Source organism: Staphylococcus sp. HMSC065D05 (genome assembly GCF_001813195.1).
GTDB lineage: Bacteria > Bacillota > Bacilli > Staphylococcales > Staphylococcaceae > Staphylococcus > Staphylococcus epidermidis.
In genome coordinates, this window is the sequence record NZ_KV811736.1 from 12,512 (window position 1) to 31,429 (window position 18,918).

Genomic DNA, 18,918 nt, shown 5'->3' on the forward strand with positions numbered 1-18,918 from the left:
TACATTTAAAAAGGATGAATAATATGAATGATTTTTACAAAATTAAAGGTATTATTCGTATATTGAATAAATATTTTGAAGATTAATTCTATTGTAAGGGGTTAAAAAAGATGAAAATTTTTGATTATGAAGATATACAATTAATTCCCAATAAATGTATTGTTGGAAGTAGATCTGAGTGTAATACTTCGGTTAAATTTGGGCCTCGTACTTTTAAATTGCCAGTTGTTCCAGCAAACATGCAAACAGTCATGAATGAAGAACTTGCGCAATGGTTTGCAGAAAACGATTATTTTTATATCATGCATAGATTTAATGAAGAAAATAGAATTCCATTTATAAAAAAAATGCATCATGAAGGGTTATTTGCTTCTATTTCTGTTGGTGTTAAAGAAAACGAATTTAATTTTATTGAAAAATTAGCTTCTTCATCGCTCATACCAGAATATATAACAATTGATATTGCTCATGGTCACTCAAATTCAGTTATAAATATGATTAAGCATATAAAAAAACATTTACCAAATAGTTTTGTGATAGCTGGAAATGTTGGGACTCCTGAAGGAGTAAGAGAACTTGAGAATGCTGGTGCAGATGCTACAAAAGTAGGTATTGGTCCAGGAAGAGTATGTATTACTAAAATTAAAACTGGATTTGGTACAGGAGGTTGGCAACTTTCTGCGTTAAACCTTTGTAATAAGGCAGCTAGAAAACCTATTATTGCAGATGGAGGGTTAAGAACCCACGGTGATATAGCCAAATCAATTCGTTTTGGTGCCTCTATGGTGATGATTGGGTCTTTGTTTGCTGCCCACGAGGAATCACCGGGTGAAACCGTCGAGCTAGATGGCAAAAAATATAAAGAATATTTTGGTAGTGCCTCAGAATATCAAAAAGGTGAACATAAGAACGTTGAAGGTAAAAAAATGTTTGTAGAACACAAAGGATCTCTTAAAGATACGCTTACTGAAATGGAACAAGATTTACAGAGTTCAATTTCATATGCAGGAGGAAAGGACTTGAAGTCATTAAGAACAGTTGATTACGTCATAGTTAGAAATTCAATTTTTAATGGTGATAGAGATTAGTAAAAAGTAGTAGGTGAATACAATTAAAAGATTTCTTTTATTGATTACAGTTTTACTTTGCATCGTTATTTTTACGCCAGTCAAAGAAACTACTTTTATGATAAAAGCTCAAAATGATATACGTCATCAAATTAATCGATGGATTGATTCTGATTCAAATGACGATAATACTCAATTAGCGATTCCTAAAAAACAAGAATTTGCAATCAACAATATACAGATGAATATGACTAGAAAAGATGTTGAAGCACAGTTGGGACGGCATAAGCGTATGACTTCGAGTGTGTATGGCACAAATTGGTACACATATTATTCAAATGATTATAATCAATTTTTGATGGTGAGTTATATTAACAATCATGTTAATGCATTGTATACAAATCAAAATCTTATTTCATCTAAATCTCAAATTAAGTATGATACTCCTAAAGATGTTGTTAGGGAAAGATATGGGTCCCCGATTCAAGTTATAAAAAAAGGAAAAGTTGGTTTTGATGTAAAAAGTAATGAGTATGATGTTTTCCATAAAGACCATATTTATACCACAGTATTTTATGATAAACACAGAGATAATGGTGTGAAGTCATTATTACAAGTGAGTGAGAAAATGGAAAATCGTTTAAGATATCAATATGGTAGACCATCTAAATTACTTGCAAAGAGTTTTGAGTTGCAAAATTTTGACATTGTTAATGCTGAAAGAAAACAACATGGCTTAAAAACATTAGATTATTCCAAGGATGTTTCTCATACTGCGCGTAAGCATAGTATTGACATGGTTAAGCATAATTACTTTGACCATGTAAATGAAAAGAAACTTTCTCCTTTTGATAGATTAAAAAAAGATGGAATCGAATTTAAAGCTGCTGGAGAAAATTTAGCATATGGACAATTGAATAGTATCTATGCACATGAAGGTTTGATGAATTCATTGGGGCATAGAAAGAATATTTTAAACACTCATTTTGATTATTTAGGCGTAGGTGTATATTTCAATGATCGAAGACAACCCTTTTGGACTGAAAATTATACAAGTTAAATGTTTATATATATGACTTATGGGTATAAATAGTCCGTAAGGATGTAGATAAATATGAAGCAAAAAAGTAAAAAGCAAACTGATATACTTGAAAAAGTGAAAGAAATATTAGATAAGAACAAAAAAACAAAATCGGTTGGTCAGAAGTTGTATTGAATTTTTCTCTCACAACAGGTGTAGTTCAGAGTAAAAAATTTGATAAAAGCCGTTATCTTAACACTAACACTGGCATCGAGATTAATATATTAAATACCCTAGGACATTAGTGGCTGTCCTAGGGTATTGTTTTTAAACCATATAAAAAATATAAGGAGGCCTACACTTAAAAATAAGAAATTGATTATAAATTTATTACATTTCTCTATATAATCCTATTACTTTACCTATTACAATGACATTATCTAAGTAAATAGGCTCCATAGTACTATTTTCAGGTTGTAGTCTATAACGATTTTTTTCTTTATAGAAGCGTTTAACAGTAGCTTCTTCATCTTCAGTCATAGCTACTATAATATCACCATTTTCAGCAATAGTTTGACTTCGTACAATTACTTTGTCGCCATCTAATATTCCAGCTTCAATCATACTTTCCCCAACTACATTTAAAATAAATATATCGCTGTTATGTGTTGAAGTTAAGTGCTCTGGTAGTGGAAAATATTCTTCTATATTTTCTACAGCGGTAATTGGAACGCCGGCCGTAACTTTACCGATAACCGGAACATGAATTGTTTCCTCTACATTTACCTCATCTAATTGTTCGCTAACTATCTCGATAGCTCTAGGTTTAGTAGGATCTCTTCTTATATATCCTTTTTCTTCTAATCTAGATAAATGTCCATGTACTGTAGAACTTGAAGCTAAACCGACAGCTTCGCCAATTTCTCGAACACTTGGTGGATAACCTTTTGTTTGAACAATTTTCTTAATATAATCATATATTTCACTTTGTCGCTTAGTGAGTTCTCTCATAAATAGGCACTCCTTATTATTGTTTGAGATAATTATATCATTAATTACCTTTTCTAACAAACATTTGTTCGCAATGTTGTTGACACAGAACTTATGTTCTGATAAATTACTTATACAAACAAATGTTCTAGGAGTGATATTGGATGATTTTAAAATACAAATATAAATTTTTAACATATATGGCAATAGTAATAGTGTCTTGTATTGTTTTTTTAACTTTCTTTTTAAGCGTTAACCAAGGTGCTCAATCAGAACAAACGTACGAAATGACTGACCACAAGATTCATCAACATAATCAAAAAGGAACTACTCAAAACTATAAAGACAAACAAAATAGCGAACAGAATGATCAGTCTGTGTTCGCATTAGTCAATTAATTTTCATATTATCTACTGTAAAATGAGCGTAACAATTTGGTTATGCTTATTTTTTTGATATATTCTACTCAAGTAATAAGTATCATTAAAACTAACAGAATATTTGTTAATTATTATCATAACAATAAAATTTTATGCATTAAGAAAGAGGTTTCAAATGAGTAAAGAAAATTTAAATATTGATAGAATAAATGAATTAGCCAGAAAAAAGAAAGAACAGGGCTTAACCAATGAAGAGGCTAAAGAACAGACTAAATTAAGAAAACAGTATTTAGAAGAATTTAGAAAAGGTTTTAAACAACAGATAGAAAATACTAAGGTCATTGATCCTGAAGGAAATGATGTGACACCTGAAAAGTTAAAAAAGATACAAGAAGAGAATCACAATAAATAAAACAATAGAGTTCGACTCATCATTGATATATAAGTTGAAAATTTTCGTAGTCATTGATGATTTACTTAGAAATAATTTATTTTTAATTAACTTTTAGGGAGTTAAACTAGGTATATAGTTTGAATCCAGTTATATCCTTAGATCTAATTTATCTGATTTTTCTTTATCATTTTAAAATAAAATAAGTTATAATTAAAAATAGATATTAATTGTAGAAGGGAAGACACAACGATGTTTAATGAAAAAGATCAATTAGCTATAGATACGATACGTGCTTTAAGCATTGATGCAATCGAAAAAGCAAATTCAGGACACCCTGGATTACCTATGGGAGCGGCACCTATGGCGTATACTTTATGGACGCGCCACCTTAATTTTAACCCTCAATCTAAAGATTTTTTTAATAGAGATAGATTTATTCTATCAGCAGGTCATGGTTCGGCTTTATTGTATAGCTTATTACATGTCTCTGGTAGTTTAGAACTTGAAGAACTTAAACAATTTAGACAATGGGGTTCGAAGACGCCTGGACATCCAGAATATAGACATACTGATGGCGTAGAAGTTACTACTGGTCCATTAGGTCAAGGTTTTGCCATGTCTGTAGGGATGGCGTTAGCAGAAAGTCATTTAGCAGGTAAATTTAATAGGGACCAATTTAATATAGTTGATCATTACACTTATGTACTAGCGTCAGATGGTGACTTAATGGAAGGTATCTCACATGAAGCTGCATCTTTTGCAGGTCATAATCAGTTAGATAAATTAATTGTCCTTTATGATTCAAATGATATATCTTTAGATGGAGATTTAGATAAATCATTTTCTGAAGACACAAAACAGCGTTTTGAAGCCTATGGTTGGAACTATATTCTAGTTGAAAATGGTAACGATTTAGATGAGATTGATAATGCAATCACTCAAGCTAAATCACAACAAGGACCTACTATTATCGAAGTTAAAACTATTATTGGTTTTGGTTCTCCTAATAAAGCTGGTTCAAATGGAGTTCATGGTGCCCCACTTGGTGAAGAAGAACGTGCACTTACATTTAAAGAATATGGATTAGATCCTGAAAAACGTTTTAATGTTCCTGAAGATGTATACGAAATATTTAAATCAACAATGTTAAAACGTGCAAATGAAAATGAAGAGGCTTGGAATAATATGCTTAAAAATTATAGTGAAGCCTATCCAGAATTAGCTGAGGAATTTAAATTAGCAATGAGTGGTAAGTTACCAAATCATTACGCTAATGCCTTACCAGAATATGATTTAAATCACAGTGGTGCTTCTAGAGCTGATTCAGGAGAAATAATTCAAAAATTAAGTGAATTTGTTCCTTCATTCTTTGGTGGATCAGCAGACTTAGCAGGTTCAAATAAATCTAACGTTAAAGAAGCTAAAGATTATAATAAAGATACTCCAGAAGGTAAAAACGTATGGTTTGGTGTACGTGAATTTGCAATGGGAGCAGCAGTAAACGGTATGGCAGCACATGGTGGACTTCATCCGTATGCAGCAACATTCTTTGTATTCAGTGATTATCTAAAACCAGCTTTACGATTATCATCAATCATGGGGCTCAATTCAACATTCATCTTTACTCATGATTCAATTGCTGTAGGTGAAGATGGACCCACACACGAACCTATAGAACAATTAGCAGGTCTTCGTGCCATTCCTAATATGAATGTTATTCGTCCAGCTGATGGTAATGAAACACGTGTAGCTTGGGAAGTTGCACTTGAATCAGAACAAACGCCAACATCATTAGTGTTAACTCGTCAAAATTTACCAACTTTGGATGTTGATAAACAAACAGTTGAAAATGGTGTGAGAAAAGGTGCGTATATTGTTTTTGAAACAGAACAACAACTTGAATATTTATTATTGGCATCAGGATCAGAAGTTAATTTAGCTGTAGAAGCTGCAAAAGAATTAGAGCAACAAGGTAAAGGTGTACGAGTTATTTCTATGCCAAACTGGTACGCATTTGAACAACAATCTTCTGAATATAAAGAATCAATTTTACCTTCTGATGTTACTAAACGTATAGCTATCGAAATGGCATCACCACTCGGTTGGCATAAATATGTTGGTATTGAAGGTAAAGTTATTGGTATAGATAGTTTTGGTGCTAGTGCTCCTGGAGATTTAGTAGTTGAAAAGTATGGATTCACTAAAGAAAATATTTTAAAACAAGTCCGTTCATTATAAATTTAGACAATGATTTAGTTGAACTTTTTAGGTTACTAACCATCAAAATTGGTTAGTAACCTTTTAGATATTAAAATAGAATTTAATAATATCTTTGGCTTTGTTATGATAATAAATGGAGTACTAATCGTTATTATTCAAGAATGTCTTGAAATAACAGAACGAATTTAGTAAAATTCATAAGGATACAGAAAGCGGGTGAAACAATGGCAATTTGGGTAGCAATTATTCTGATCGTTATAGCACTTATTGCAGGTTTAATTGGTGGTTTCTTATTAGCTAGAAAATATATGAAAGATTACTTAAAGAAAAATCCACCTATCAATGAGGAAATGCTACGTATGATGATGATGCAAATGGGACAAAAACCATCTCAAAAGAAAATCAATCAAATGATGACAATGATGAATAAAAATATGAATCAAAAAATGTAAGGTTCATAGACATTATATTAATGAGTGTTACAGAAACTTATCAAAATAACTGTAGCGCTCTTTTTTTACTTATTATTAATATATTAATTTTATGTTCTAGTAATGAATTAAATACTATATATGTATTAAAATGTTAAAACTTGAACATTTAAAGTGTCAATTTTATAGTGATAGTGATATACTATCAGATGATTATTTAAGCGAATAAGTTTATGTCAAAAGAGGGTGTCAATTTGGCTTATTTAGTCTTTTCCATTGTGTTTGCATTTCTAATGGGTGCTGTCGTTATAGTGATAAGAATGAAAGCACAACAGTTTCCAGTCAATGAAAAGAAAATTATCTTACCACCATTTTTCATGGCTACCGGTGCATTGATGTATGTGGTACCATATTTTAGATTAACTGGTATGGAAATGTTAGAATCTTTGATATTAGGTGTTTTGTTTTCTACTGTTTTAATCTGGACTTCTAGATTTGAAGTTAAAGATGATAATATTTATATGAAACGGTCTAAAGCATTTCCAATTATTTTAATATCATTATTAATAATAAGAACAGTTATTAAAATATTTATAAGTAGCGAAATTGATCCAGGTGAAATTGCTGGTATGTTTTTTTTACTCGCATTTTGTATGATAGTACCTTGGAGATGTGCAATGCTTTATAAATATAAAAAATTGCAAAAGAATCTTATTAAGTAATATGTTTAACCACTTATCATTATTTTGATAGGTGGTTTTTTACTTGAAAAAGGTAAAAAAAGCATATAGAATTGAAACGAACAAACGTTCTTATCAGGAGGGTAATTATGAAAATTGTACATACCGCTGATTGGCATCTGGGTAAAATTTTAAATGGAAAGCAATTGCTTGAAGACCAAAAATATATTTTAACTCAATTTAAACAACATATGGAGAAGGAACAACCAGATTTAATAGTCATTGCAGGTGATTTGTATGACACCTCATATCCAAGTAAAGAAGCGATAGGTTTACTAGAAGAGACTATTGAATACTTAAATATAGAACTTGAAATTCCAATAATCATGATAAGCGGTAACCATGATGGTAGGGAAAGATTGAATTATGGCGCTAAGTGGTTTGAGAATAATCAACTTTACATAAGAACTCAACTAGAAAATATTGATGATCCAATAGAATTGAGTGGTGTTCAATTTTTCACTTTACCTTTCGCAACTGTGAGTGAAATGCAAAATTATTTTAAGGATAAGCAAATAGAAACATATCAACAAGCATTAAACGAATGCTTAGAGCAAATGTCTAGTTCCATAGATAATAATAAGGTAAATATACTAATTGGTCATTTAACTATAGAGGGCGGTAAAACTTCAGATTCGGAAAGACCATTAACTATTGGAACAGTAGAATCAGTTGATATGCATTCTTTTCGGTTGTTTGATTATGTAATGCTTGGGCACCTACATCATCCATTTAGTATAAATAACTCTTTTATCAAATATAGCGGTTCGATATTGCAATACTCTTTCTCTGAAGTAACTCAATCTAAAGGATATAGAGTTCTTGATATTGAAAATAATCAAATATTAAATGAAACTTTTGTTCCTTTAAAACCTCTAAGAGAATTAGAAGTTATTGAAGGTGATTATGAAGATATTATTCAAGAAAGAATAAAAGTAAAAAATAAAAATAATTATTTTCATTTTAAGTTAACGAATGTTTCTCATGTTACTGATCCAATGACGAAACTGAAACAGATTTATCCCAATATATTAGCGCTATCGAATGTAGCATTTGAGCATAGTGAGAATTTTAGCCATGCCGAAATCAAAAAGCAAGATGATCAGACAATTATAGAAAATTTTTATGAAAATATGACGGATCAACATCTGAGTCAAGTTCAATCAGACAAAATAAAGCACTTGTTAAGTTTTATATTGGATAGGGAGGGATAAGATTTGAAGCCTTTACATATAGTTATGGAGAACTTTGGCCCTTTTATTAAAGAAAGTATTGATTTTGAGCAAGTTGAAACTGATCAACTCTTTCTAATTAGTGGTAAAACTGGATCTGGTAAAACAATGATATTTGATGCTATAGTATACGCTTTATACGGTATGGCTTCGACCAAAACTAGAAAAGAAGGAGATTTGAGAAGTCATTTTGCAGATGGTAAATCGCCAATGTCAGTAATTTATCAATTTAAAGTTAATAATCAAACCTTTAAAATTCATAGAGAAGCACCTTTTATTAAAGAGGGGAATATAACTAAAACACAAGCCAAGTTAAATATATATGAATTAGTTGATAATCAATTTGAATTAAGAGAAAGTAAAGTGAATCAAGGTAATCAATTTATTGTACAATTATTAGGCGTTAATGCTGAACAATTTCGTCAATTATTTATTTTGCCTCAAGGAGAATTTAAAAAGTTTCTTCAGTCAAATAGTAAAGACAAACAATCGATTCTTAGAACTCTTTTTAATAGTGAGCGATTTGATGAGATTAGACATCTACTTGTAGAAAATGTAAAGCAAGAAAAAGTACAAATTGAAAATAGATACACTCAAATTGAAAATTTATGGAATGATATAGATACATTTAATAATGATGAATTGGCCTTATATAAAGAATTAGAGAGTTCTCAGACAGATAAAATGATTGAAAAATTCCCACAATTTAATGATTATGGATACAAAATTCTCAAGTCATTTGAAGATGCTAAGATTAAAATAACTAAAGAATTAGATGATTTAAATCATAAATATAAAATGAACGTTGAATTAAGTGAGAATACTAAAAAATTAAAAGCGGAAACAATCAAATTTGACGAATTAAAAAAAGAACAAAACTATATTGATAAATTGAATCAAGAATTAAAAATGATTCAGGAATCTAAAGTATTAATTACCTATTTTACTAGGCTGCAAAGTTTAAAAAAAGGTAAAGATGAATTAGAGTCACTTCATGAGCAATCAAAATTAAATGAAACAAACTATTGCAATGAAATTAAAGATTTTCAAAAGCAACGCGACCATTTATCAACACGAGAAAATGAAATAACTCAATTTAATCAGTATCTAGAAAAAAACCAAGTTTTCTTTAATCAATTAGATATGATTATTAGTAGTTATCAACAAAAACCGGTAATTGAAGAAGAAATAAAAAGATTATACAGTGAATATAATGATTTAATAACCAAAAAAGAAAAATTGACGAAAGAATTGAACGATAAAAACAAAGATTTTGCAATTATTGATCATTACACTGAAGAGATTTATAACCTGAAAAAGATTATAGATGAATATGAAAGACAAAAAAAGGATGAGAAATTATTTGATAAATTACAACAAAATAAATCATCTTATCTTAGTAAATTAAATGAGAAGAAAGAACAGTTAAATGAAATTGAATCATCAATAATTAATATAGATGCGACTTTAATTGATTTGAATGACAAAAAGGATTTTGTAAATGAAATAAAGTCCGCTTTGTCAGTAGGGGATACTTGTCCAATTTGTGGTAATGAAATACATTCATTGGGAGAACATATCGATTTTGAATTAATTGCTCAAAAAAATAATAAAATAAAACAGTTTGAAAGTAAGAAGGTAAAAATTCGTGATGAAATAATCAAAATAGAAACTCGAATTGAGGAATTAAATCATAGAGAAAAAGAATTAAATTTTGAGAAACAAGAAAAGAAGGATATTAGTGAGCTTCAAAAACAACTTAATCATTTGAAACAACTAAAAGATGAACAACAAAGCGTAAATAAGTTAGTAGAAAATTTTGAGAAACAAGAAAAAGAAATAGTTAATAAAATACATCAGTTTGATTTAGATTTGAGTAGAAAGAACACGCAAAAAGAAAAACTGGAAATTCAAATTAATGATTTTGAACGACATTCACAATTTTCATCAGTAAAGGATTTTGAAGCTTATTATTCTCATGCTAAAAAACAAGTTGAGAACTATGAGTATGATAAAGAAAAAACTAAAAATAAATTGAACGAGTTAAATAATAAGTTAAAGATAGAAATGAATGATCAAAAACATTTAACTGAGAATTTAACTCAAACAAGTAAAGAAATAAATAATTTAGAATTAAAAATGGAAAAAGAAATGCAACAACTTGGTTTTGAGTCTTATGATCAAGTCAAAAGCGCTGCAGATTTAAGTGCCCAAAAAGATGAAATAGAAAGAGAAATTAGTATTTATAATAAGAACTATCAAAGTTTTGAAATAGAGATTAACAGACTCAATGAATTAGTTAAAGGAAAAAAATTATTAAATTTAGAAGATTTACGACAATCTATAGAAAAAACAAACTTGAAACTAGATGAAACGAATTCACAGATAGCTACGATTAGCTATAAAATAGATAATAACTCTAACAAATTTAATAACATAAAAAATATAATTCAGATCCTCGATGATGAATTAAAAGTGCAAAAAGAAATTTTCTTGCTATCAGAAATATTAGCAGGTAAAAATGATTATAAATTAACACTAGAAAATTATGTTTTAATTTATTACTTGGAAAAAATAATTTTTCAAGCGAATCAACGACTTTCATTTATGAGTGGTAATAGATATCAACTGATTAGAAGAGAGGCCATTTCCTTAGGATTAAGTGGATTGGAAATTGACGTGTTTGATTTTCATTCAAATAAATCGAGACACATAAGTTCACTTTCAGGAGGAGAAACATTTCAAGCATCACTGGCTTTAGCTTTAGGATTAAGTGAAGTCGTACAGCAAGAATCAGGTGGAATCACTTTAGATTCTATGTTTATAGATGAAGGATTTGGCACTTTAGATCAAGAAACACTTGAAACTGCGATAGATACATTAATTAATTTAAAATCATCTGGGCGCATGGTTGGTATAATCTCACATGTAAGCGAGCTTAAGCAACGCATTCCTTTGATTTTAGAAGTGACAAGCAATCAATACGAAAGTCATACACAATTTAGAAAAAATTAAAAAAATAGAGACTTAAGATTTTGTGACATGCTCTAATTTAAAGCTATTGATTTTTCAATACTTTAATAAAAACATGCATAATTTCTTTAAGTCTCTATAATTGAATATAGTGATTTGATTATTTTTTAAGCAAGTCTCTAATTTCTGTTAATAAAACAGTATTTTCTTCCACTTCTTCTTCTTTCTCTTCTTTTTTCATAACTGTATTAGCTATCTTAACAAAGATAAATAAAGCAAAAGCAATTATAATGAAGTCAATTATTGATTGTATGAAAAGTCCATACTTGATACCCCAAAAAGACCAATCTTCAGCAAAATCAACTGAACCAAATAATTTACCAATTAATGGCATGATAATGTATTGGACTAGGGATGTAACTATTTTATTAAACGCTGCCCCCATAACTACAGCAATAGCTAAGTCTAAAACATTGCCTTTGAGTGCAAACTCTTTAAATTCTTTTAACATAAAGCATATCCCTTCTTTTAAAATATATTTCTGATTATACAATATATAAATATTTTAGCAAATACTATAATTATGTAAATTTGATAATGTTGAAGACCTTTGTTAATCTATTAAAGTGTATTGGTAAAGTTAAAAATTTTAAAATAAAATTTAATTTTTTGATTTTACTGACTTGAAAAATTAAATATTCGAATGAAGGGAGTAATTAATTATGGATTCTTCTTCACAAGAGAAGAAAAATAAAAAGTTTTCTTCGGTTTTCATCTATAGTTCAATTATTGCAGCTATAGTAGTGATTATCGGTGCTGTTTGGCCTGAGAAATTCGATAGCGTTACTAATACAGCTAAGATGTGGATTACTAATAATTTGGGTTGGTATTACCTTATTTTAACAACAGTAATTGTATTCTTCTGTATTTTCTTGATATTCAGTCCAATTGGGAAACTTAAATTAGGGAAACCTAATGACAAACCAGAATTTAATACAATTTCTTGGTTCGCAATGCTATTCAGTGCTGGTATGGGTATTGGTTTAGTATTCTATGGTGCAGCTGAACCTATGGCACATTTTGCAGCTCCACCAACAGCTGATCCTGAAACGACAAAAGCATACACTGAGTCTTTAAGATCTACATTTTTCCATTGGGGATTCCACGCATGGGCAATTTATGGTGTGGTAGCTTTAGCCTTAGCTTATTCTCAATTCCGTAAAGGAGAACCTGGATTAATTTCTAGAACTTTACGTCCATTATTGGGAGATAAAGTTGAAGGACCAATAGGTACTTTAATTGATGTATTATCTGTTTTTGCTACATTAGTTGGTGTAGCTGTATCTCTAGGTATGGGCGCGCTTCAAATTAATGGTGGCTTACATTATTTATTTGACGTGCCGAACAACACTTTTGTTCAAGGTATTATTATTGTTATTGTAACAATTTTATTTATTGCTAGTGCTTGGTCAGGTTTAAGCAAGGGAATTCAATATTTAAGTAATTTAAATATAGGTCTTGGTACGGTATTAATGATTGTTACATTAATTGTTGGACCAACTGTTTTAATCTTAAATATGATGACAAGTTCTACAGGTAGTTTATTAAATTCATTCTTATTTAACAGTTTTGATACCGCTGCGTTAAACGGTCAAAAGCGTGAATGGATGTCAACGTGGACATTATACTATTGGGGTTGGTGGCTAAGTTGGAGTCCATTCGTTGGTGTATTCATCGCACGTGTATCTAAAGGTCGTTCTATAAGGGAATTTATTTCAGGTGTTTTATTAGTACCGGCACTTGTTAGTTTTATATGGTTCAGTGTTTTCGGCGTATTAGGAATTGAAACTGGTAAAAAACATTCGGATCTCTTTAAAATGTCACCTGAAACGCAGTTGTTTGGTGTATTCAACCATATTCCGTTAGGTATTGTTTTATCTATCATTGCATTATTGCTTATTGCTTCTTTCTTTGTTACTTCAGCTGACTCAGCAACATTCGTATTAGGTATGCAAACTACATTTGGATCATTAAATCCAAGTAGTCTAGTTAAAGTAACTTGGGGAGTTGCGCAAGCACTTATTGCCTTTGTACTATTATTAGCTGGTGGAGGAGATGGCTCTAAAGCCTTGAATGCTATTCAAAGTGCTGCCATTATAAGTGCTTTCCCATTCTCATTCGTCGTCATAATGATGATGATAAGTTTCTACAAAGATGCAAATAAGGAACGTAAATTCCTTGGATTAACACTTACGCCAAATAAACATCGTTTACAAGAATATGTTAAATATCAACAAGAAGATTATGAAACAGATATTCTAGAAAAAAGAGAAGTTAGAAGAAATAAAGAAAAAGAAGAATAAAGTGTAATTGCTTTATAAACCTGAGACAAACAAAATTGTCTCAGGTTTTTTTATAAAAATCACTAATATCTCACTACTAAAATTTTATTATTATATCTGCTGATAGATACAGTATCAAATTGATATCATTTCATTTTTGAGCGCATACGCTTATAAGTTTGTGTTCATTCAATTTGTATGAAGAAACCGAATAGTAGTTTGATATTTAAAATGATGTTCATTATTGATAACCATTCTCAATTAATAACATTTACTTATTGCGCTAATATCTTACGATAAGTTTTTCTTATATAAACTGATTACAAAAGCGAAATGAAAATAAAGCGTTTTCTAAAGGTACATAGTTGTTTTGATAAACATATAATAATACAATTTAATTAACGGCATATAAATATATATAAATATCAAGGGGGATATAAAATGGCTTCTAATATTAAAGAACAAGCAAAGAAACAATTCGAATTAAATGGTCAATCATATACTTACTATGACTTACAAACATTAGAAGAAAAAGGGCTAACTAAAATTTCTAAATTACCATATTCAATTCGCGTATTGTTAGAATCTGTGTTACGACAAGAGGATGATTTTGTTATAACTGATGATCATATCAAAGCATTAAGTGAATTCGGTAATGAAGGTAACGAAGGTGAAGTTCCATTCAAACCTTCTCGTGTTATTTTACAAGACTTTACAGGTGTGCCAGCAGTAGTAGATTTGGCTTCATTACGTAAAGCTATGAATGATGTTGGTGGGGATATTAATAAAATCAACCCAGAAGTACCTGTAGATTTAGTTATCGACCATTCTGTTCAAGTCGATAGTTACGCTAATCCAGAAGCATTAGAACGTAATATGAAATTAGAATTTGAACGTAACTATGAACGTTATCAATTCTTAAACTGGGCAACAAAAGCTTTTGATAACTATAATGCAGTACCTCCTGCTACAGGTATTGTCCATCAAGTAAACTTAGAGTATTTAGCAAATGTTGTACATGTAAGAGATGTTGATGGTGAAAAAACAGCATTTCCTGACACTTTAGTTGGTACTGATTCACATACTACAATGATAAATGGTATTGGTGTTCTAGGTTGGGGCGTTGGTGGTATCGAAGCCGAAGCAGGTATGTTAGGGCAACCGTCATATTTCCCAATTCCTGAAGTTATCGGAGTGCGTTTAACTCACTCTTTACCACAAGGTTCAACAGCTACCGATTTGGCTTTACGTGTGACTGAAGAATTACGTAAAAAAGGTGTGGTTGGAAAATTTGTTGAATTCTTTGGTCCAGGTGTTCAACACTTACCATTAGCAGACAGAGCTACAATTGCTAACATGGCCCCAGAATATGGTGCAACGTGTGGTTTCTTCCCAGTAGATGAAGAATCATTGAAATACATGAAACTTACTGGCCGTGACGAAGAACATATTGAATTGGTTAAAGAATATTTACAACAAAACCATATGTTCTTTGATGTTGAAAAAGAGGACCCTGAATATACAGATGTTATTGATTTAGACTTATCTACAGTAGAGGCATCACTTTCTGGTCCAAAGCGTCCACAAGATTTAATTTTCTTAAGTGATATGAAAAAAGAATTTGAAAAATCAGTAACAGCTCCTGCTGGTAATCAAGGTCATGGACTTGATCAAAGTGAATTTGATAAAAAAGCAGAAATTAATTTTAATGATGGATCTAAAGCTACAATGAAAACAGGAGATATCGCAATTGCTGCTATTACCTCATGTACTAACACTTCTAACCCATATGTTATGTTAGGTGCTGGTTTAGTTGCTAAAAAAGCTGTAGAAAAAGGATTGAAAGTACCAGAGTTCGTTAAGACGTCACTTGCTCCAGGTTCAAAAGTTGTTACAGGGTATTTGAGAGATTCTGGATTACAACAATATTTAGATGATTTAGGTTTCAACCTTGTTGGTTATGGTTGTACTACATGTATTGGTAACTCAGGGCCACTATTGCCTGAAATTGAAAAGGCAGTTGCAGATGAAGATTTATTAGTAACTTCAGTCTTATCAGGTAATCGTAATTTTGAAGGTCGAATCCACCCATTAGTGAAAGCAAACTATTTAGCATCACCACAACTTGTTGTAGCTTATGCGCTTGCTGGTACAGTAGATATTGATTTACAAAATGAACCAATTGGTAAAGGCAAAGATGGTAAAGATGTATACTTACAAGACATTTGGCCTTCAATACAAGAAGTTTCTGATACTGTAGATAAAGTTGTTACACCTGAACTATTCTTAGAAGAATATAAAAATGTATATCATAACAATGAAATGTGGAATGAAATAGATGTAACCGATGAACCATTATATGATTTTGATCCTAATTCAACATATATTCAAAATCCAACATTTTTCCAAGGATTATCTAAAGAGCCGGGTAAAATTGAACCGCTTAAAGGTTTGAGAGTTATGGGTAAATTTGGTGATTCTGTTACAACAGACCATATTTCTCCAGCAGGTGCTATCGGCAAAGATACACCAGCAGGTAAATATTTATTAGATCATGATGTTGCAATTCGCAACTTTAACTCTTATGGTTCCCGTCGTGGTAACCACGAAGTAATGGTACGTGGTACATTTGCCAATATTCGTATCAAAAACCAACTTGCTCCAGGTACTGAAGGTGGATTTACAACATATTGGCCTACCGGAGAAATAATGCCTATATATGATGCAGCAATGAAATATAAAGAAGATGGAACTGGCTTAGTTGTCTTAGCTGGTAATGACTATGGAATGGGATCTTCTCGTGACTGGGCTGCAAAAGGTACGAATTTGTTAGGCGTTAAAACTGTCATAGCACAAAGTTATGAACGTATTCATCGCTCTAACTTAGTTATGATGGGGGTATTACCGCTTCAATTCCAACAAGGAGAATCTGCAGAAACACTAGGTCTTGATGGTAAAGAAGAAATATCTGTAGACATTAATGAAGATGTACAACCACATGATCTTGTAAATGTGACTGCTAAAAAAGAAAATGGTGAAATCATTAATTTCAAAGTTATTGTACGTTTTGATTCACTAGTAGAATTAGACTATTATCGTCATGGTGGTATTTTACAAATGGTATTAAGAAATAAACTCGCGCAGTAATTTAATATAATTTTGACTCATTATTAATTCAAAGCAGTCATGCTAACTATTGTGTTGGTATGACTGCTTTATGTTATCCTTAATTGAAAGAATAAGTTAAAGTTGAAAGAAGGATTACTCCAATGATATACAGTTTGACTGAAATTGAAGCAAGATATCAAGAAACGGATAAAATGGGGGTTATCTATCACGGTAACTACGCAACATGGTTTGAAGTTGCGAGAACTGACTATATAAGAAAACTTGGCTTCAGTTATGCCTCTATGGAAGAACAAGGTGTTATTTCACCAGTTGTAGATTTAAAAGTGCAATATAAAAAATCAATTTACTATCCTGAAAAGGTTACAGTAAAAACATGGGTAGAAAAATATTCTAGATTACGTTCAACGTATTGTTATGAGGTTTATAATGAAAATGGAGAATTAGCTACGACTGGTTCAACAGAGCTTATCTGTATTAAAGCAGATACATTTAAACCCATACGCCTGGATAGATATTTTCCTGAGTGGCATGAGACTTATAGTAAGGTTAACCAGTTAAATAAAGAAGGTAAAGATGCTGAGGTTACGTTTGGCACTGATCATTTATAAATAGAAGCGAAGTGGTTTATCGCTTCTTTTTTTATATGTATAATTATATTAATTTCGTTTGTAGATGATCTCATCTTCATGATCGATTGCATCTACTGTTAGTGTTTCATCTTGAAAATACCATAAATCTTTTTCCGCAATAACGACATTTATTTCGAAGAATGTTTGTTCAAAACCTATTTCAATAGCATCTTTATTTTCTACGGTGAACGCTGGACTAAATCCTTGTTTTAATTGGAATTCTCCTCCATATTTTACATAAAACTGAAGAACTTTATTGCTTATAGGTAAATCCAATTCGTTTTTAAACCATTCTACTGCCTTTTGAGTTAATTTTATATTCATAGTGTTATCACCTTACTTTTTTAAATTTTTATTTATCTAAATTTTAAAGGCATGATAGCATAATACATTTGATATGCTCTTTTATTGTAATCGAGTAAATATAAATTCATAGAAAATAATGAATCTTTTCAAAATTTTAAGTCTTTATTTTATTTTGCCCATTAAGTTATTAATCGCTAATATATTAATAATGCCTGGAACATTGATTTGAAGTCCCAGGCTCTAAACAATTAGAAATTTGAGTTACATCCATTTAATTTTAGGTTCTTCTCCTTTAAAAATTCTAACTATATTAGATTTGTGTCGAATGATTAATATGATTGAAACAATTCCGCTAACAGCAAGTAAAATATAATCATGAATGATAATTGAACCGATCACACAACTAATTGCTGCAATGATACTTGATAAAGAAACATATTTAAAGATTTTTAATACACTAAAAAAGATAATTGCCAATATAAGAAGTAAAATAGGATTGACACCTAATACAACTCCTGCACTGGTAGCTACTGCTTTTCCGCCATTAAATTTCAGATATATTGGATACACGTGACCGAGTATTGCAAACAATCCTACTATTAAACCATTTGTAAAGAAGGTGCTTATAACACCATCCGCATGAACTGGGAACCATAGTGGAAAAAAGACTGTAATAAATCCCTTGAAAATATCTAAAAACGTAACTATAAATCCGGCTGGTCTTCCAAGAACACGAAAACTGTTAGTTGCTCCAGTATTTCCACTACCGTATTGTCTTATATCTTTTTTAAAAAATAATTTACCAATAATTAACCCACTTGGGAATGCACCAATCAGATAACTCAAGATTAACATGACGATGATCATCATAAAAACTTACACATCCTTTAGAAACTTAGCTTCATTCTACCACACTCAATATTAATTAGAACATTGTTAATTTAATTTAATTCAATAAAGTTACTCAAACAACTTAGTAATTTAAATGACACTTGCAATTTAGGTGAATTTATATAAGAATAACTATTGTATAGTTTTAATAACGAACGTACGTTTGTAGGAGG

Annotated in this window: 16 protein-coding genes; 12 read left to right on the forward strand and 4 right to left on the reverse strand. The window is 30.6% G+C overall.

The window, feature by feature from the left end; translation table 11 throughout:
* The first annotated feature begins 110 nt into the window (after positions 1-110).
* Both guaC and HMPREF2897_RS03255 read left to right on the forward strand, forming a co-directional pair.
* Positions 111-1,088: a GMP reductase gene (gene guaC / locus HMPREF2897_RS03250; protein ID WP_070592663.1), complete on the forward strand. Its 978-nt coding sequence runs from the start codon at positions 111-113 to the stop codon at positions 1,086-1,088.
* Positions 1,089-1,101: 13 nt separating this feature from the next.
* A complete protein-coding gene (locus HMPREF2897_RS03255) occupies positions 1,102-2,127 on the forward strand; it encodes a CAP domain-containing protein (protein ID WP_002446356.1) in 1,026 nt (341 codons plus the stop codon).
* A 351-nt stretch (positions 2,128-2,478) separates the two neighbouring features.
* On the opposite strand, the gene lexA is transcribed toward HMPREF2897_RS03255, so the two are convergent.
* Positions 2,479-3,099 carry a transcriptional repressor LexA gene (gene lexA, locus HMPREF2897_RS03260; protein ID WP_002446357.1) on the reverse strand — a complete coding sequence of 207 codons (621 nt, stop codon included), beginning with the start codon at positions 3,097-3,099 and terminating at the stop codon, positions 2,479-2,481.
* Between the two features lie 143 nt (positions 3,100-3,242).
* On the opposite strand from lexA, the gene sosA reads away from it, so the two are divergent.
* The 7 genes from sosA (at position 3,243) to sbcC (ending at position 11,490) form a co-directional block, all read left to right on the forward strand.
* Positions 3,243-3,476 (forward strand): DNA damage-induced cell division inhibitor SosA, encoded by a 234-nt coding sequence (gene sosA / locus HMPREF2897_RS03265; RefSeq protein WP_002446358.1) that lies wholly within the window; start codon positions 3,243-3,245, stop codon positions 3,474-3,476.
* Between the two features lie 157 nt (positions 3,477-3,633).
* Positions 3,634-3,870 carry a DUF896 domain-containing protein gene (locus tag HMPREF2897_RS03270; RefSeq protein WP_002446359.1) on the forward strand — a complete coding sequence of 79 codons (237 nt, stop codon included), beginning with the start codon at positions 3,634-3,636 and terminating at the stop codon, positions 3,868-3,870.
* Between the two features lie 231 nt (positions 3,871-4,101).
* Complete coding sequence (tkt, locus tag HMPREF2897_RS03275) at positions 4,102-6,090, forward strand: transketolase (RefSeq protein WP_002446360.1); 1,989 nt, start codon at positions 4,102-4,104, stop codon at positions 6,088-6,090.
* 206 nt (positions 6,091-6,296) lie between these two features.
* Positions 6,297-6,524: a YneF family protein gene (locus HMPREF2897_RS03280; RefSeq protein WP_001831215.1), complete on the forward strand. Its 228-nt coding sequence runs from the start codon at positions 6,297-6,299 to the stop codon at positions 6,522-6,524.
* Positions 6,525-6,757: 233 nt separating this feature from the next.
* Positions 6,758-7,225 carry a CcdC family protein gene (locus tag HMPREF2897_RS03285; RefSeq protein ID WP_002457502.1) on the forward strand — a complete coding sequence of 156 codons (468 nt, stop codon included), beginning with the start codon at positions 6,758-6,760 and terminating at the stop codon, positions 7,223-7,225.
* Positions 7,226-7,332: 107 nt separating this feature from the next.
* Positions 7,333-8,457 carry an exonuclease subunit SbcD gene (gene sbcD / locus HMPREF2897_RS03290; RefSeq protein ID WP_002446363.1) on the forward strand — a complete coding sequence of 375 codons (1,125 nt, stop codon included), beginning with the start codon at positions 7,333-7,335 and terminating at the stop codon, positions 8,455-8,457.
* Between the two features lie 3 nt (positions 8,458-8,460).
* Positions 8,461-11,490, forward strand: a complete 3,030-nt coding sequence (sbcC, locus tag HMPREF2897_RS03295; RefSeq protein ID WP_070592665.1) for an exonuclease subunit SbcC — start codon at positions 8,461-8,463, stop codon at positions 11,488-11,490.
* 118 nt (positions 11,491-11,608) lie between these two features.
* Here sbcC and mscL read toward each other — a convergent pair whose 3' ends face one another.
* A complete protein-coding gene (mscL, locus tag HMPREF2897_RS03300; RefSeq protein WP_002446365.1) occupies positions 11,609-11,959 on the reverse strand; it encodes a large conductance mechanosensitive channel protein MscL in 351 nt (116 codons plus the stop codon).
* Positions 11,960-12,170: 211 nt separating this feature from the next.
* Between mscL and HMPREF2897_RS03305 the strand changes: the two genes are divergently transcribed.
* The 3 genes from HMPREF2897_RS03305 (at position 12,171) to menI (ending at position 17,527) form a co-directional block, all read left to right on the forward strand.
* Positions 12,171-13,811: a BCCT family transporter gene (locus tag HMPREF2897_RS03305; RefSeq protein WP_070592667.1), complete on the forward strand. Its 1,641-nt coding sequence runs from the start codon at positions 12,171-12,173 to the stop codon at positions 13,809-13,811.
* Between the two features lie 420 nt (positions 13,812-14,231).
* Entirely contained in the window at positions 14,232-16,937 is a 2,706-nt protein-coding gene (acnA, locus tag HMPREF2897_RS03310) for an aconitate hydratase AcnA (protein WP_002475187.1), read from the forward strand.
* A gap of 122 nt (positions 16,938-17,059) precedes the next feature.
* Positions 17,060-17,527, forward strand: coding sequence for a 1,4-dihydroxy-2-naphthoyl-CoA hydrolase MenI (gene menI / locus HMPREF2897_RS03315; protein WP_002446368.1), 468 nt, complete (start codon positions 17,060-17,062; stop codon positions 17,525-17,527).
* A gap of 48 nt (positions 17,528-17,575) precedes the next feature.
* On the opposite strand, the gene HMPREF2897_RS03320 is transcribed toward menI, so the two are convergent.
* Together HMPREF2897_RS03320 and plsY are read right to left on the reverse strand one after the other, a co-directional pair.
* Positions 17,576-17,872, reverse strand: a complete 297-nt coding sequence (locus tag HMPREF2897_RS03320) for a HesB/YadR/YfhF family protein (RefSeq protein WP_002446369.1) — start codon at positions 17,870-17,872, stop codon at positions 17,576-17,578.
* 243 nt (positions 17,873-18,115) lie between these two features.
* The gene (gene plsY, locus HMPREF2897_RS03325) at positions 18,116-18,724 is read right to left on the reverse strand and encodes a glycerol-3-phosphate 1-O-acyltransferase PlsY (RefSeq protein ID WP_002439653.1); all 609 of its coding nucleotides are present in this window, start codon (positions 18,722-18,724) and stop codon (positions 18,116-18,118) included.
* Positions 18,725-18,918: the final 194 nt, after the last annotated feature.